This window comes from Variovorax sp. LjRoot130, from assembly GCF_964253755.1.
In the GTDB taxonomy this organism is placed as follows: domain Bacteria; phylum Pseudomonadota; class Gammaproteobacteria; order Burkholderiales; family Burkholderiaceae_C; genus Variovorax.
In genome coordinates this window covers 4,957,089-4,972,117 of sequence record NZ_CAXURM020000001.1, presented here as the reverse complement: position 1 = coordinate 4,972,117, position 15,029 = coordinate 4,957,089, and the positions used below count along the sequence as shown (strand labels likewise).

The 15,029-nt window shown below is 67.4% G+C and carries 16 protein-coding genes; 8 read left to right on the top strand and 8 right to left on the bottom strand.

Annotated features, from left to right (window positions below; translation table 11 throughout):
• Positions 1–6: 6 nt before the first annotated feature.
• From ftsA to ACSQ86_RS24660, 6 genes are all read left to right on the top strand, one after another.
• Positions 7–1,236: a cell division protein FtsA gene (ftsA, locus tag ACSQ86_RS24685; RefSeq protein ID WP_093104023.1), complete on the top strand. Its 1,230-nt coding sequence runs from the start codon at positions 7–9 to the stop codon at positions 1,234–1,236.
• A gap of 158 nt (positions 1,237–1,394) precedes the next feature.
• Complete coding sequence (gene ftsZ / locus ACSQ86_RS24680) at positions 1,395–2,603, top strand: cell division protein FtsZ (RefSeq protein ID WP_093104025.1); 1,209 nt, start codon at positions 1,395–1,397, stop codon at positions 2,601–2,603.
• Positions 2,604–2,681: 78 nt separating this feature from the next.
• Positions 2,682–3,605 carry a UDP-3-O-acyl-N-acetylglucosamine deacetylase gene (gene lpxC / locus ACSQ86_RS24675; protein WP_093104026.1) on the top strand — a complete coding sequence of 308 codons (924 nt, stop codon included), beginning with the start codon at positions 2,682–2,684 and terminating at the stop codon, positions 3,603–3,605.
• Positions 3,606–3,623: 18 nt separating this feature from the next.
• Positions 3,624–3,800: a hypothetical protein gene (locus ACSQ86_RS24670; RefSeq protein ID WP_170855528.1), complete on the top strand. Its 177-nt coding sequence runs from the start codon at positions 3,624–3,626 to the stop codon at positions 3,798–3,800.
• 35 nt (positions 3,801–3,835) lie between these two features.
• Positions 3,836–4,096, top strand: a complete 261-nt coding sequence (locus ACSQ86_RS24665) for an AbrB/MazE/SpoVT family DNA-binding domain-containing protein (protein ID WP_170855529.1) — start codon at positions 3,836–3,838, stop codon at positions 4,094–4,096.
• Positions 4,093–4,491, top strand: coding sequence for a PIN domain-containing protein (locus ACSQ86_RS24660; RefSeq protein ID WP_170855530.1), 399 nt, complete (start codon positions 4,093–4,095; stop codon positions 4,489–4,491). The genes ACSQ86_RS24665 and ACSQ86_RS24660 overlap by 4 nt, the downstream gene beginning before the upstream one ends.
• Positions 4,492–4,501: 10 nt before the next feature.
• Here ACSQ86_RS24660 and ruvC read toward each other — a convergent pair whose 3' ends face one another.
• The 8 genes from ruvC to ACSQ86_RS24620 all read right to left on the bottom strand — a co-directional run bounded on the left by ruvC (position 4,502) and on the right by ACSQ86_RS24620 (position 12,162).
• Positions 4,502–5,050, bottom strand: coding sequence for a crossover junction endodeoxyribonuclease RuvC (gene ruvC, locus ACSQ86_RS24655; RefSeq protein WP_093104029.1), 549 nt, complete (start codon positions 5,048–5,050; stop codon positions 4,502–4,504).
• Between the two features lie 7 nt (positions 5,051–5,057).
• Positions 5,058–6,128, bottom strand: coding sequence for a phosphatidate cytidylyltransferase (locus ACSQ86_RS24650; RefSeq protein WP_436305447.1), 1,071 nt, complete (start codon positions 6,126–6,128; stop codon positions 5,058–5,060).
• The gene (locus ACSQ86_RS24645) at positions 6,125–6,883 is read right to left on the bottom strand and encodes a lysophospholipid acyltransferase family protein (protein ID WP_436309736.1); all 759 of its coding nucleotides are present in this window, start codon (positions 6,881–6,883) and stop codon (positions 6,125–6,127) included. Before ACSQ86_RS24645 ends, ACSQ86_RS24650 begins: the two co-directional genes overlap by 4 nt.
• 118 nt (positions 6,884–7,001) lie before the next feature.
• Positions 7,002–7,751: a monofunctional biosynthetic peptidoglycan transglycosylase gene (gene mtgA, locus ACSQ86_RS24640; RefSeq protein WP_436305445.1), complete on the bottom strand. Its 750-nt coding sequence runs from the start codon at positions 7,749–7,751 to the stop codon at positions 7,002–7,004.
• Positions 7,748–8,590 (bottom strand): shikimate dehydrogenase, encoded by an 843-nt coding sequence (gene aroE / locus ACSQ86_RS24635; RefSeq protein ID WP_436305444.1) that lies wholly within the window; start codon positions 8,588–8,590, stop codon positions 7,748–7,750. The genes mtgA and aroE overlap by 4 nt, the downstream gene beginning before the upstream one ends.
• Before the next feature lie 2 nt (positions 8,591–8,592).
• The gene (locus tag ACSQ86_RS24630) at positions 8,593–9,456 is read right to left on the bottom strand and encodes an energy transducer TonB (protein WP_093104036.1); all 864 of its coding nucleotides are present in this window, start codon (positions 9,454–9,456) and stop codon (positions 8,593–8,595) included.
• Positions 9,453–11,516, bottom strand: coding sequence for a ribonuclease catalytic domain-containing protein (locus tag ACSQ86_RS24625; RefSeq protein WP_436305443.1), 2,064 nt, complete (start codon positions 11,514–11,516; stop codon positions 9,453–9,455). Before ACSQ86_RS24625 ends, ACSQ86_RS24630 begins: the two co-directional genes overlap by 4 nt.
• A 49-nt stretch (positions 11,517–11,565) precedes the next feature.
• On the bottom strand, positions 11,566–12,162 hold the full coding sequence (locus tag ACSQ86_RS24620; RefSeq protein ID WP_436309735.1) for a YqiA/YcfP family alpha/beta fold hydrolase: 597 nt from the start codon (positions 12,160–12,162) through the stop codon (positions 11,566–11,568).
• A 49-nt stretch (positions 12,163–12,211) separates the two neighbouring features.
• Here ACSQ86_RS24620 and rodA point away from each other — a divergent pair, with 49 nt between their 5' ends.
• Together rodA and tldD are read left to right on the top strand one after the other, a co-directional pair.
• Complete coding sequence (rodA, locus tag ACSQ86_RS24615) at positions 12,212–13,366, top strand: rod shape-determining protein RodA (protein ID WP_436305441.1); 1,155 nt, start codon at positions 12,212–12,214, stop codon at positions 13,364–13,366.
• A 33-nt stretch (positions 13,367–13,399) separates the two neighbouring features.
• Positions 13,400–14,860 (top strand): metalloprotease TldD, encoded by a 1,461-nt coding sequence (gene tldD / locus ACSQ86_RS24610; RefSeq protein WP_436305440.1) that lies wholly within the window; start codon positions 13,400–13,402, stop codon positions 14,858–14,860.
• Positions 14,861–15,029 lie beyond the last annotated feature (169 nt).

The following is a 15,029-nucleotide window of genomic DNA, read 5'->3' as shown; positions in this document are numbered from 1 at the left end:
AGCTTCATGTCCAAGGAATACAAAGACCTGGTTGTCGGACTCGACATCGGCACCGCCAAGGTGATGGCGGTGGTGGCCGAAGTGCTGCCCAACGGCGAGCTCAAGCTGGCCGGGCTCGGCATTGCGCCCAGCAACGGGCTCAAGCGCGGCGTGGTGGTGAACATCGACGCCACCGTGCAGAGCATCCAGCAGGCGCTCAAGGAAGCCGAGCTGATGGCCGACTGCAAGATCAGCCGCGTCTACACCGGCATCACCGGCAGCCACATCCGCGGCATCAACTCGAGCGGCATGGTCGCGGTCAAGGACAAGGAAGTCACGCAGGCGGACGTGGCCCGCGTGGTGGAGACGGCGCGCGCGATCAACATCTCGAGCGACCAGCGCCTGCTCTTGGTGGAGCCGCAGGAGTTCGTGATCGACGGCCAGGACGTGAAGGAGCCGATCGGCATGAGCGGCATGCGTCTCGAGGCCAAGGTGCACATCGTCACCGGCGCCCAGAGCGCGGCCGAGAACATCATCAAGTGCGTGCGCCGCTGCGGCCTGGAGGTCGACCAGCTGATGCTGAACCCGCTGGCCTCCAGCCTGGCGGTGCTGACCGAGGACGAGCGCGAGCTGGGCGTGGTGCTGGTCGATATCGGCGCCGGCACCACCGACGTCGCGATCTTCACCAACGGTGCGATCCGCCACACGGCGGTGATCCCGATCGCCGGCGACCTGATCACCAGCGACATCGCGATGGCGCTGCGCACGCCGACCAAGGACGCCGAGGACATCAAGGTCGAGAACGGCTATGCCAAGCAGCTATTGGCCGATCCGGACACGCAGGTCGAGGTGCCCGGCCTGGGCGACCGCGGGCCGCGCATGCTGAGCAAGCAGGCGCTGGCCGGCGTGATCGAGCCGCGGGTGGAAGAGATCTTCTCGCTGGTGCAGCAGGTGGTGCGCGAGTCGGGCTACGAAGAGGTGCTCTCCTCGGGCGTGGTGCTGACCGGCGGCAGCGCCGTGATGCCCGGCATGGTCGAGCTCGGCGAAGACATCTTCCTGAAGCCGGTGCGGCGCGGCATCCCGAAGTATTCGAGCGCGTTGTCGGACATGGTGGCGCAGCCGCGCGCCGCGACCGTGATGGGCCTGCTCGAGGAGGCGCGCTATGCGCGGCTGCGCGGCTTCAAGGTGGCGCAGAAGAACGGCTCTGTCAAGACGGCCTTCGGACGCTTCAAGGACTTCATTGTGGGGAACTTCTGATCATGAACTTCTACCCACTTTGGTTGGCACGCGGAAGTCCTCAACGTCATTTCAACGAGCGATGGCGACGAACCGGCCCACCGCTCGATCGTTGACGGTTCCCTAGAAAAAATTCACTGATACATACACGGCAACTGCAAATATTCAAGGAGTCAGAAATGGCCATCGAAATGATCGAAATCGAAGAGTTCAACCTAGGCACGCAGATCAAGGTGATCGGCGTCGGCGGCGGCGGCGGCAATGCGGTCGCGCACATGATGGAGCGCGGCGTGCAGGGCGTTCAGTTCGTCTGCGCCAACACCGACGCGCAGGCGCTCTCGCGCAGCAACGCGCACAAGACCATCCAGCTCGGTACCAACGGGCTGGGCGCCGGCAGCAAGCCCGAGAAGGGGCGCGATGCCGCGGAAGCCGCGATCGACGACATCCGCGAAGCCATCGCCGGCGCGCACATGCTGTTCATCACGGCCGGCATGGGCGGCGGCACCGGCACCGGCGCGGCGCCGGTGATCGCGCGCGTGGCCAAGGAGATGGGCATTCTCACCGTGGGCGTGGTGACCAAGCCCTTCGACTGGGAAGGCGGCCGCCGCATGACCAACGCCGATGCCGGCCTGGCCGAGCTCGAGGCGAATGTCGATTCGCTGATCGTGGTGCTCAATGAGAAGCTGCTCGACGTGCTGGGCGAGGACGTCACGCAGGACGAGGCCTTTGCGCATGCCAACGACGTGCTCAAGAACGCGGTCGGCGGCATCTCGGAAATCATCAACGAGTACGGCGGCGTGAACGTCGACTTCGAAGACGTGCGCACCGTGATGGGCGAGCCCGGCAAGGCCATGATGGGCACCGCCGCGGCCGCCGGCCCGGACCGCGCGCGCATCGCCGCCGAACAGGCCGTGGCCTGCCCGCTGCTCGAAGGCATCGACCTCTCGGGCGCCAAGGGCGTGCTGGTGCTGGTGACGGCGTCGAAGTCCTCGTTGAAGCTCAGCGAATCGAAGCTCGCGATGAACACCATCCGTGCCTACGCTTCGCCGGACGCGCACGTGATCTACGGCGCTGCCTACGACGACAACCTGGGCGACGAGATGCGCGTGACCGTGGTCGCGACCGGCCTCTCGCGCGCGGATGCGCGCCGCCAGGCGCCGACGCTGGAAGTGATCCGCACCGGCACCGACAACATCCCGTTCAACGTGCCGACGCTCGGCGGCGCGGGCCACGGGCATGCGAGCGGCCAGCCCAACTACGACGGCATGGCGGTGCCCAGCGTGTGGCGCACCAACCGCACCATGGCCGCTGCCAAAGTGGATGCGCTGTCCTCGGGTGGGATGGATGATTTCGAGATCCCGGCCTTTCTCCGCCGCCAGGCCGATTGACCGTCCCAGATGGCAGCTATCACGGACATAGCGAGGCGCACGGCACGCCGGGCGCCTCGCCCTCCTAAAATCGCTGCCGTGCTCCAACAACGTACCCTCAAATCCATCACCCGCGCGGTCGGCGTGGGGCTGCACAGCGGGCAGCGCGTGGAACTCACGCTCAGGCCGGCGCCCATCGATGCCGGCATCGTGTTCCGCCGCGTCGACCTGCCGGAACCGGTCGAGATCGCGATGACGGCCGAGGCCGTCACCGACACGCGGCTCGCGTCCACCGTGTCGTCCAAGGGTGCCAAGGTCCAGACCGTCGAGCACCTGATGTCGGCCTGCGCGGGCCTCGGCATCGACAACCTCCTGATCGACATCACGGCCGACGAGGTGCCGATCCTCGACGGCTCGGCATCGTCCTTCGTGTTCCTGCTGCAAAGCGCGGGCATCGAGCTGCAGAAGGCGCCGCGCCGCTTCATCCGCGTCACCAAGCCGGTCGAGGTGCGCGAAGGCGAGGGGGCCGATACCAAGTGGGCGCGGCTTTCGCCCTACCACGGCTACAAGCTCAGCTTCGAGATCGACTTCGATCATCGCGTGGTCAATTCGACCGGCCAGCGCGTCGAGTTCGACCTGGGGTCGGGCTCGTACAGCCGCGACATCGCGCGCGCGCGCACCTTCGGCTTCACCAAGGAGGTCGAGTACATGCGCTCCAAGGGCCTGGCGCTCGGCGGCGGGCTCGACAACGCGATCGTGATGGACGACACCAAGGTGCTGAATGCGGGCGGACTGCGCTACGACGACGAGTTCGTCAAGCACAAGATTCTGGACGCCATGGGCGACCTCTACGTCATCGGCCGGCCGCTGCTCGCGGCCTACAGCGCGTTCCGCTCGGGCCACGCGCTCAACAACAAGCTGCTGCGCGAACTGCTCGCGCACGAAGACGCCTACGAGATCGTCACTTTCGACGACCAGAGTCGCGCGCCGGCTGGCTTCGCCGAAGTCGCGCGCGCCTGGTAGCGCGGGGCCTTCCAGACGATGCTGCTGTTTCGCTGGGCCATCCTGCTGCTTCTGCTGGTGGCCGGCATCTCTTTCGCCTTCTTCGCCGGCACCGGGCAGCCCAAGTACAAGCGCTTCGGCTGGATCGTGCTCAAGTGGACGCTGTTCGCGGCCTTCGGCTTCTTCGCGGTGCTGATCGCGGAGCGCGTGGTTTGACGTGATATCCTTACCTTTTGGTAAGGAAGGTTAGCATGCAAACCACCCTGACATCAAAGGGCCAGATGACGCTGCCAAGTGCCGCCAGGGCGCGGCTAGGCCTGGAGGCAGGCGATCGGCTTCTGGTGACGGTGGTGGACGACGACACCATCGTTCTGAAAAGGCCGACACCAACGCCTGTCAAGGCGCTGCGGGGTCTGCTGGCGCGGCCCAAGCGGGCGCTGACCGTCGAAGAGATGGACGTTGGGGTTGCGGCCCACCTGGGCGAGAAACATCGCCCCGGCACGGCGAAGTGATCGCGCTCGATACCAACCTGTTGGTGAGGCTCCTCACCAACGACGATGCGCGGCAGGCGGCCAAAGCCGAAGCTTGGCTTCGCGACAACGCCAGCGCGCGTTCACCGGCTTACGTCGATCACGTCGTTCTTTGCGAGCTGAGTTGGGTCTTGGAGCGCAGCTATGGCTACGCGCGTGATGCTGTTCACCAAGCCATGAGCGCATTGCTGAACCATGATCAACTCAAGGTCGAATCACCGGGCCTGGTTCGGCAGGCGCTTGGCCTGTACGAAGCTGGTCCGGCCGACTTTTCGGACTACCTGCTGGCCGTGCGTGCGCAGGCCGCCGGCTACGCGCCGGTGCTGACCTTCGATAAGAAGGCGGCCAAAACACCAACGCATCGGTTGCTGCGCTGACGCGTCCGAATCAGCGCGTCCGCCCCTGCCTGTACATCCCGCTGGTGCTGCGTGCGAGCACCGCGGCCTGGCCGAGCCGGGCCATCGAGCTGCCGACATGGGCGTGCGTGATCGCGATGCCGAGCGCATCGGCCGCGTCGCTGCCGGGCAGGCCGGGTAGTTGCAGCAAGCGCTTGACCATCTCCTGCACCTGCGCCTTCGCGGCCTTGCCGTGGCCCGCGACCGCCTGCTTCATCTGCAGCGCGGTGTATTCGGCGACCGACAGGTTGCTCGTCACCAGCGCCGTGAGGCAGGCGCCGCGCGCCTGCCCGAGCAGCAGGGTCGATTGCGGATTGACGTTGACGAACACGATCTCCACCGCTGCTGCATCGGGCTTGTAGCGCTCGACGACTTCGCAGATGCCGTCGAACAGCACCTTCAGCCGGGCCGGCAGCTCGCCCTGCGCGACGCGCTTGGTGCTGATGGTGCCGCTCGCGACATAGCGCAGCGTGTGGCCGTCCATGTCCACCACGCCGAAGCCGGTGGTCTGCAAGCCGGGGTCGATGCCGAGGATGCGCATGCGAGCCTTATGCGCCGAAATACCAGCGCACCGAATGGAAGAACACGGGTGCCGCGAAGCAGAGCGCATCGACGCGGTCCAGCAGGCCGTTGGCGCCCGTCACGCCGACGCCGCGTTGCCCCCAGTTGGGAATGCCGCGGTCACGCTTGAGCGCCTTCATCACGAGGTGGCCCATCGAGCCGGCGACGCAGGCGATCAGCGACACCGCGAGCGCCTGGGCGAACTTGAAGGGCGTGATGAAGGAGAACAGCGCGCCGACCAGGCTCGCGATGCCCATGCCGATCGCCCAGCTGGTCCAGTTGAAGCTGCGGCTCACGTGGGGTGCGACGGGTTCCTGCCGGAACAGCCAGTGCCCGAGCTTGCCGAGCCGGGCCTTGGCCTGTTCCTCGGGCGCCGGTGCGGAAGCATCCCCGGGCATGGTGCTGCGCCGCGAGATCAAATGCTGCGTCAGCACGCAGGTCTGGACCACGAACACCAGGAAGAACACGAGGAAGGCGCTCTTACCCTCGTAGCCCGGAAAGGACAGCAGGAGCAGCGCCGGCACATGGCTCATGCCGTAGACGCAGACCATGATGCCCCACTGCAGCTTGGCGTTGCGTTCCAGGAAGTGGTTGGGGTCGTCGGCCAGCGCGCTCACCACGGGAATCGCGATGAACACATAGACCGGGATGAACACGGTGAACAGGTCGAAGTGCGCGGTTGCGACCAGCCAGAACTGGATTGGCAGTACGACGAAGAAGGCCAGGATCAGGCTGCGATGGTCGCCGCGCCGCGTCGGCGAGAGCGTGATGAACTCGCGCAGCGCGAAGAAAGAGATCAGCGCGAACAGCACGGTGGCGACCGTTTCGCCCAGCGCCCAGCCGATCCAGAAGATCACCACCATGACCCAGGTGGTGCGCAGCAGGGTGAGGAAGTGCAGCAGTTCGCGTTGCCAGGTCTCGTCGTGCACCGGGTTGCGGCGCTCCCTGAAGGTCAGCAGGAAGGCCACGGTGCTGACGATGACGAGCAGGCCGAAGACGATCAGGAACAGGGCCGCGACCTGGTGGTTCGGCGCGAGATGGCGCAGGTATTCGTTCATACGTAGCGCAGCGCGACGACCGCTTCGCGCGCCCGATCGAGGAAGGGCCGGCGCTCTTCACCTTCTTCGAGGCGAACCGGCTCGCCGAAAGTGACCGAGCAAAGAATGGGCACCGGCACGACCTCGCCCTTGGGCATCACGCGCTGCACGTTGTCGATCCAGGCCGGCACCAGCACCGCCTCCGGGAACATCTGGGCCAGCGCGAAGAGGCCCGACTTGAACTTCTGCGGCTCGCCCGTGTGGCCGCGCGTGCCCTCGGGAAAGATGATGATCGAGTCGCCGCTCTGCAGCGCCTCGATCAGGGGCTGCAGCGGCGCGAGGGCTTCGGCGCTGCCGGGCACTACCGCAGCCGCCGGTTCCGCGATCTCGGCCGCCGGCGGCGCGAGCGGCAGTTCCGTTTGCACCACCCCGTCGAACGAGGGCTCGATGCGCTCCGCGGGCCCTGGCGCCGCGGTGGGCGGCGGAACCGGCGCACTGCCGCCACGCTCCACATAGATCGCATTGAACACCTCGGTCGTGATCCAGCGCTTGAAGGGCGTCGTGGCCCAGTAGTCGCGCGCCGCGATCGGCCGCGTGATGCTGCGCAGTTCCTCGGGCAGCGCGGCCCAGATCATCACCAGGTCGAGATGGCTCTGGTGGTTGGCGAAATAGATGCGCTGCTCGGCCTTGGGCGGGCAGCCCCACCAGCGCGCCTGGGCGCCGGTGAGGAGCCGGATCACGACCAGCAGGGCCCACCCCGTGAACTTTGCAAGCATGGCGGCGATGATACGGGCCCGAACCCGTTCACTCTGAGCTTGGCCTGTCCTGAGCTTGTCGAAGGGTCGAAGGGCTGCGCAAGGCTTCGACAGGCTCAGCCCGAACGGTTTGGGGAACTCAGGGCAGTTCCGCCGACGGCATGCGCGCCGCGATCGTGGCCGCGCGGCCCGAGAGATAGGCCGAGCCGGACCGGCGTTCGTAGGACTTGGGGCTCGGCAGCATCACCGCGAGCCGCGCCGCTTCGCCGGCGCTAAGCCGCGCGGCCGGCTTCCTGAAGTAGTGCTGTGCGGCCGCTTCGGCGCCGAACACGCCTTCGCCCCATTCCACGCTGTTGAGGTAGATCTCGAGGATGCGTTCCTTGTCGAGCAGAAGCTCCAGTGCCGTGGCCAGCACCAGCTCCTGGCCCTTGCGCAGCAGCGTGCGCTCGCCCGAGAGCAGCAGGTTCTTCGCGAGCTGCTGGGTGATGGTCGAACCGCCGCGCAGCTGGGGCGGGCGCGGTTCCTTGCCGCGTGCCCGCATCTTGGCAGCACGCCGCGCGGCGATCTGCTCGGCCTTGGCATTGCGCTGGCGCGCGCGCTCGATCGCTTCCCACTCGACACCCTGGTGGTAGATGAACTGGTCGTCTTCGCTGGCGATCACCGCGCGCTTGAGCGTGTCGGAGATCTGCGTGTAGGGGACCCAGCGCTGCTTCCAGTCCCGCTCCCCATTGCTGCGCCCCTCGGTGGCGAGTTGCCAGGCCTCGGAGCGCTGGAAGGCGGTGGACTGCGGATCGATCGCCGCCATCGCGGCGATGCGCGCGATGAAAAAGACTTCGAGCGCGAAGCCCGCGACGATCAGGCACAGCGCCCAGCGAAGAAGCGCTTTCACGTCCGATCAACAATGGCGCGCAGCTCGGCCAGCACCTGTGCCGCGGGCGGCCGCACGCCGCGCCAGAGCGCAAAGGCCTCGGCCGCCTGCTCGACCAGCATGCCGAGGCCGTCGCGCGGCACGGCGCCGTGGTCGCGCGCCCAGTTCATGAAGCCCGCGGCGGCGGGGCCGTACATCATGTCGACCGCCAGCGCGCCGCGCTTCAGCACGCTCGCCGCGACCGGCACTTCGCCGCCCGCCAGGCTCGAGGCCGTGGCGTTCACCACGATGTCGAAGTTGCCGGGCACCGCGTGCAGTTCCTGTGCTTCCAGCGTGACGTGGTGCGCAAGCGCGAGCGCCGCATGGCGCTGCACCAGCGTGATGGCCTTGGCCAGCGTGCGGTTGGCGACCACCACGCGGCGCGGGCCGCCTTCCAGCAGCGGGCCCAGCACGCCGGCCGCGGCACCGCCGGCGCCGAGCAGCAGCAGCTCGCTGCCGGCGAGCGACACCCCTGCATGGACCGTGATGTCGTTGACGAGGCCGGCGCCGTCGCTGTTGTCGCCATGAATGCCGTCTTCCTCGAAGCTCAGCACATTGACGGCGCGCGCCAGCGCGGCGCGCGGGCTCAGGTGCTGGGCGAGTGCCGCCGCGTCGAACTTGAAGGGCACGGTGATGTTGCAGCCGCGCGCGGTGCCGGCCGGTTCGGCGCGGAAGGCCGCCACCGCTTCATCGAAGCCGTCGATCGGCACCAGCCGGCGGCCGTAGTCCAGCGTCTGGCCCGTCAGTTCGGCAAAGCGCGCATGGATCCATGGCGAGCGGCTGTGCTCCACCGGATTGCCCATCACGCAGTACTGGTCCATGCTCATTGCCTCGATGAAGAAGACACCTGGGTTTCGAGCGTCTCGTCGCGGGTGAACTTGAAGCGCGAGGGCAGCACGATCTGGTCGGTCTGGCGGCGCATCGCGTCGGTGAACTTGCCGAAATTGCCGATGCTGCGCACGATCGCCTGGGCGCGCCGGTCCAAGGCCTGGTTGCCCGAACCTTCGATGACCTCGGTGCCGAGGATCGAGCCGTCGAAGTTGACGGTCACCATCATCGTGAGCTCGCCGTACAGTTTTTTGCCGGCGAGCTCGGGGAAGTTCTCGGTGCCGCGTTGCTCGATGCGCCTGCGCAGCGCGTCGACGTAGACGGCATACGTGGCTTCGCGGGTCGCCGGGCTCAGATAGCGCTTCTTGGGCCGCGCGTTCTCTTCGTTCACGCGGCGTTCGATCTCGGCCAGCATCTTGATCAGCTGGCGGCGCTTTTCCTCGCGCGCCGCGTTCTCGCTCGGGCTGCCCTGGTTGCGCGGGTCGGGCATCGGCATGGCGGCGAGCTGCTGCTTGATCTGCGCCAAAAGCAGCATCTGCTGCGCCTGCATCGCCTCCACCTGGCGCTGCGCGTCTTCCATCGAGTCGCCGACGGCGGTGAAGGTGGAGGGCGGCAGCGGGCTGGTGGCGCGGCCGCGTTCGAGATCGCCGCCGCCGGCCAGCGAGGTCTGGGCGATGGCCCGGGCCTTGTCGGGGCGCTCGTTGGTCTTGGCGTTGACCAGGATGACCTCGAGCGGCGTTTCGGTGAACACGCGGTTGAAAGTCTCCGGGTCGGCAAAGCGCAGCCCGAGCAGCAGCGCGTGCGCCGCGACCGACAGGCCGAGCGCGATCTGCAGGCTGCTCAGGTCGCGCAGGTTCATGCTGTTACCTTCTCCGGGGCAGCCTCGTCGCTGTCGGCGAGGTCGACCGCAATGGCGATCGGCCCGGCCACTTCTTCCTCGTCCTCGCCGCTCTCGTCTTCCGCGGCAGCCTCGGCCGGCGCCGCATCGAGGCGCTCGATGACGGTGCCGTGCACGTCGAGCGCGATCTCGTCGATCTCACCGAGCCTGACGCGCACGCGAGCGCCGCGCATCAAGCCTTGCGTGCCGGTGACCTGGAACACCAGCGGCAGCGTGTCGGCGCGCACCAGGGCGCCGTTGCCCACGTCCTTGATCAGGGTCGCGTCGAGTTCGGCGATGCCCCGCTGCTGGAGGTACTTGAGCGTCCAGAAGCGCTCCATGCCGCCCTGGTGGGCGTTGTAGGCGGCGTAGGCCGCGTCGAAACCCGAGAGGATCGAGAACAGGTCGGCGTCCTTGGGCTTGAAAGGCGCAGCCAACGCCGCGGTCTTGCCGTGGCGCGCGGCCGCGATGATCTGCCACTGGTTCACGAGGTCGGTGTAGCGGCGCAGCGGCGAGGTGCTCCAGGCGTAGCTCTTCACGCCGAGGCCGGCATGCGGCAGGGCCCGCGTGCCCATGCGCACCTTGATGCCGGGCGCCAGGCTGGCCTGGCTGCGGTAGAGGCCGGGCACGCCGAGTTCGCCGAGCCAGCCGCCCCAGCTGCTGTTGGCCAGGATCATGGCCTCGGAAACGATCAGGTCGAGCGGTGCGCCGCGCTGGCGGGTGCTGATCTGCACCTGCTCGTTGCCGGTGGGTTCGCTGTCGTTGCCGATCAGTCGGAAGTTGTAGTCGGGCCGGTTGAAGCTCTCGGGCTTGCCGCGCACCACTTCGCGCTGCGCTTTCAGCTGCTTCGCGAGGCGGAACAGGAAGGACAGCGGGGCGCGCGCGCGTTTCGCGACCTCGGGCGTGTTCTCGCCGTCCACCGAGGCATCTTCGAGCCAGCCCTGCGTGACGACGCCGTCGAGCTGGTCATGGCGCAGGTTGGCCACGATCGGCACGCGCTCGAGCTGGGTCTCTGCGCCTTTCAGTTCCAGCGTCGCTTCGTCGAAGCTGGCGTAGAGCGAGACGGCCGGGCAGTCGCGCCCTTCCTGCAGGGTGTAGGCCTCCACCACGTCGTCGGGCAGCATGGTGATCTTGTGGCCCGGCATGTAGACCGTCGACATGCGCGCGCGCGCCACTTGGTCGATCGGGCTGCCCGGCGCCAGCGCCAGGCCGGGCGCCGCGATGTGGATGCCGACGCGCACCGTGCCGCTGCCGAGGCCCGTGACCGAGAGCGCATCGTCGATCTCGGTGGTCTGCGAATCGTCGATCGAGAAGGCCTGCACCTCGGCGAGCGGCAGTTCGTCGGTGATGGCTGGCGCTTGCAGGGCCGGGAAGCCGGTGCCCTTGGGGAAGTTCTCGAACAGGAAGCGGCGCCAGTGGAACTGGTAGGGCGAATCGATCGCGCCCGCCTGCTTGAGCAACTCGAGCGGCGGTCGCTGCGTCGCACGCGCGGCTTCGACCACGGCCTTGTACTCGGGCGCGTTCTTGTCGGGCCGGAAGAGGATCTTGAAGAGCTGCTCGCGCACCGGCGCCGGGCAAACGCCTTCCGCCAGCTGCGCGGACCATTCGGCGATCTGCGCCTGTACCGCTTTTTTCTTCTCGATAGCGGCCAACGCCTGCTGCACGATCTCGGCCGGCGCCTTCTTGAAGCGGCCCTTGCCCGCGCGGCGGAAATAGTGCGGCGCCTCGAACAGCGCCAGCAGCGCGGCGGCCTGCTGCGCCAGCGTCGGATGAGCCTGAAAGTAGTCAACCGCGAGCTCGGCAAAGGCGAACTCGCCTTCGGGCGCGAATTCCCAGGCCAGGTCGAGATCCATGCCGGCGGCCAGGGTGCGCGCTTCGGCCAGCAATTCGGCCGGAGCCGGCTTCTCGAAGCGCAGCACGATGTTGGCGCCCTTGACCTTGACGCGTTTGCCGGACTCGAGCTCGACCTGCGCCGAGGCCTCGGCCTCCGACAACACGCGGCCGCCGAGGTACTTGCCGGCTTCTTCGAACAAAACAAACATGACGCGGATTGTCCCATGCGCGGCGATGAACGCCGGCCGCGGACCGCGTTCAGGCCGGGTCGATGAAGGCCATCACATCGTCCAGGTGATGGCGCTCGAAATCGGACAGCGCATGGTCACTGCCCTCGAGCAGCTTGATGCGGCTTCCGGGGTAGCGGGCCGACATCTCGCGCCAGTCCAGGAGCTCGTCGCCCTTGGCGATGACGGCGAAGACCTGCTCGGGCTGTGCCAGCGGCCCGAGTTCGAGCGCACGCAGTTGATCGATGTACTCGGGCCGGAAAAAAAAGTGCCCGGCCGGGTCGTGCCAGGAGCTCTGCTCGCCGATGTAGTTCGCCAGGTCGCGTGCCGGATGGACCGCGGGGTTCAGCAGCACGGCGCGGCAGCCTGTCATGCCGGTCACATGGGTGGCATAGAAGCCGCCGAGCGAGGAACCCACGACCGCCATCGAGCTGCGCGGCCATTGCGCGATGCCGTTCATCACGAGATCGATGGCCTCGCGGGGGGAGGGCGGCAGTTGCGGGCACCACCACTGCAGTTGCGGGTGCCGTTCGGCCACGCGCTGCGCCATCTGCCGCGCCTTGGTCGACAGCGGCGAGGAGCGAAAGCCATGGAGATACAACAAATGGGTGGCGGGCAACGGGTTCATGCTGCTGGATTGTTACGGAAGCGCGCCGGGACGCGGATAATCCGCGCCCATGTCAGCCGTGTTCAACCAGCCGTCGCTCGCGCGTCGCATCGTCCCCGTGTTCCAGGGCTTCGACGGCTTTCTCGCTTTCGCCGTGCTGCTGCTGGCCTGCGCCGGCATGCTGACCATGTATTCGTCGGGTTTCGACCACGGCTCGCGCTTCGCGGACCACGGCCGCAACATGCTCCTGGCCGGCTTCATCATGTTCGTGGTGGCGCAGGTGCCGCCGCAGCGCCTGATGTTCTTTGCCGTGCCGCTCTACGCCCTGGGCGTGGGGCTGCTGATCGCGGTGGCGCTGTTCGGCATCACCAAGAAGGGCGCCACGCGCTGGATCAATGTCGGCATGGTGATCCAGCCGAGCGAAATCCTGAAGATCGCGATGCCCCTGATGCTGGCCTGGTGGTTCCAGCGCCGCGAGGGCCAGTTGCGCACGCTCGACTTCGTGGTCGCCACCGTGCTCTTGGCGGTGCCGATCGGCCTGATCATGAAGCAGCCCGACCTGGGCACCTCGCTGCTGGTGCTGGCGGCCGGCCTGTCGGTGATCTTCTTCGCCGGGCTCTCGTGGAAACTGATCGTGCCGCCGGTGGTGATCGGGCTGGTCGCGGTGGCGCTGATCGTCGGCTTCGAGTCGCAGCTGTGCGCCGACGGCGTCGACTGGCGCGTGCTGCACGACTACCAGAAGCAGCGCATCTGCACGCTGCTCGACCCGACCAAAGACCCGCTGGGCAAGGGCTTCCACATCATCCAGGGCATGATCGCCATCGGCTCCGGCGGCGTCGGCGGCAAGGGTTTCATGCAGGGCACGCAGACGCACCTGGAGTTCATTCCCGAGCGCACCACCGACTTCATCTTCGCGGCTTATTCCGAGGAATTCGGTCTCATCGGCAATCTGGCGCTGATCGCGGCCTTCGTCTTCCTGATCTTTCGCGGCCTCGCGATCGCGCTGGATGCGCCGACGCTGTTCTCCCGCCTGCTGGCCGGCGCGATGACGATGATCTTCTTCACCTACGCCTTCGTGAACATGGGCATGGTGAGCGGCATCCTGCCCGTGGTCGGCGTGCCTTTGCCCTTCATCAGCTATGGCGGCACCGCGATGGTGACGCTCGGCCTGGGGCTCGGCATCCTGATGTCCATTTCGCGCGCCAAGCGGCTGATGCAGTCCTGAGCGCCATTCGGGGTGCGAGCCTAGAATCCTTCGATGATTTCACGCGAACCCACCATCGAGCGCCTCGCCACGGCGCAGCAGCTCCTGCTCACGCCCTTCGGCCTCGACGAGTCGCACCTGTCGCGCGCCCTGGCCGAAATCACCGCCCACAAGGTGGACGACGCCGACCTCTACTTCCAGTACACGCGCAGCGAGGGCTGGAGCCTGGAGGAGGGCATCGTCAAGACCGGCAGCTTCAGCATCGACCAGGGCGTCGGCGTTCGCGCGGTCAGCGGCGAGAAGACGGCCTTCGCCTATTCGGACGACATCTCCGAGGCCTCGCTGCTCGATGCGGCGCGCACCGTGCGCACCATTTCCGCTGCCGGGCGCAACGGGCGGGTGAAGGCTCCGGTGCGCAAGGTTGCAACGAGCCGTTCGCTCTATGGCGGCGTGGACCCGATCTCGACGCTTGACAGCACCGCCAAGGTCGAGTTGCTCGGCAAGGTCGAGAAGCTCGCGCGTTCCAGGGATCCGCGCGTCGCGCAGGTGATGGCCGGCCTCGCGAGCGAATACGACGTGGTGCTGGTCGCGCGCGCCGACGGCACGCTGGCGGCCGACGTGCGGCCGCTGGTGCGGCTGTCGGTCACGGTGATCGCCGAGCAGAACGGCCGCCGCGAGATGGGCTCGGGCGGCGGCGGCGGCCGCTTCGGCCTCGCCTATTTCGACGATGCGCAGATTGCCGAGTACGTCGACCAGGCCGTCCAGCAGGCGCTCACCAACCTGGAATCGCGTCCCGCGCCCGCGGGCGAGATGACCGTGGTGCTCGGCCCGGGCTGGCCCGGCATCCTGCTGCACGAGGCCATCGGCCACGGGCTGGAAGGCGACTTCAACCGCAAGGGGTCGAGCGCCTTCTCGGGCCGCATCGGCGAGCGCGTGGCGGCCAAGGGCGTGACCGTGCTGGACGACGGCACCATCGCCGACCGCCGCGGCTCGCTCAACGTCGACGACGAAGGCAACGCGACGCAGCGCAATGTGCTGATCGAGGACGGCATCCTGAAGGGCTACATCCAGGATTCGCTCAATGCGCGCCTGATGAAGGTCCCGCCCACCGGCAACGGCCGCCGCGAGAGCTACGCGCACGTACCGATGCCGCGCATGACCAACACCTACATGCTGGGCGGCGACAGGGTGCCGGAAGAAATCGTCGCCAGCATCAAGAAAGGCCTCTACGCCACCAACTTCGGCGGCGGCCAGGTCGACATCACGAGCGGCAAGTTCGTGTTCTCGGCCAGCGAAGCCTACTGGGTCGAGAACGGCAAGATCCAGTATCCGGTGAAGGGCGCCACCCTGGTCGGCAACGGTCCCGATGCGCTGACGCGCGTGACGATGATCGGCAACGACATGGCGCTCGATACGGGCGTCGGCACCTGCGGCAAGGAAGGCCAGAGCGTGCCGGTCGGCGTCGGCCAGCCCACGCTGCGCATCGACGGCCTGACCGTCGGCGGCACCGCCTGACGCCCGCAAACAACAGCCGAGCCCAAAACCCTGTGCTACATTCGGCCCCTATGTCTTCGCGCGTCGCGTTTTTCTTTTCGTACTTTTGGTTCCCGGTTTCCGGCGGACGAGAGGCGAGCGCGTAAAGCACACTGACACACCCTCCCAGAACCGCCGGCGCCTCGAGCCC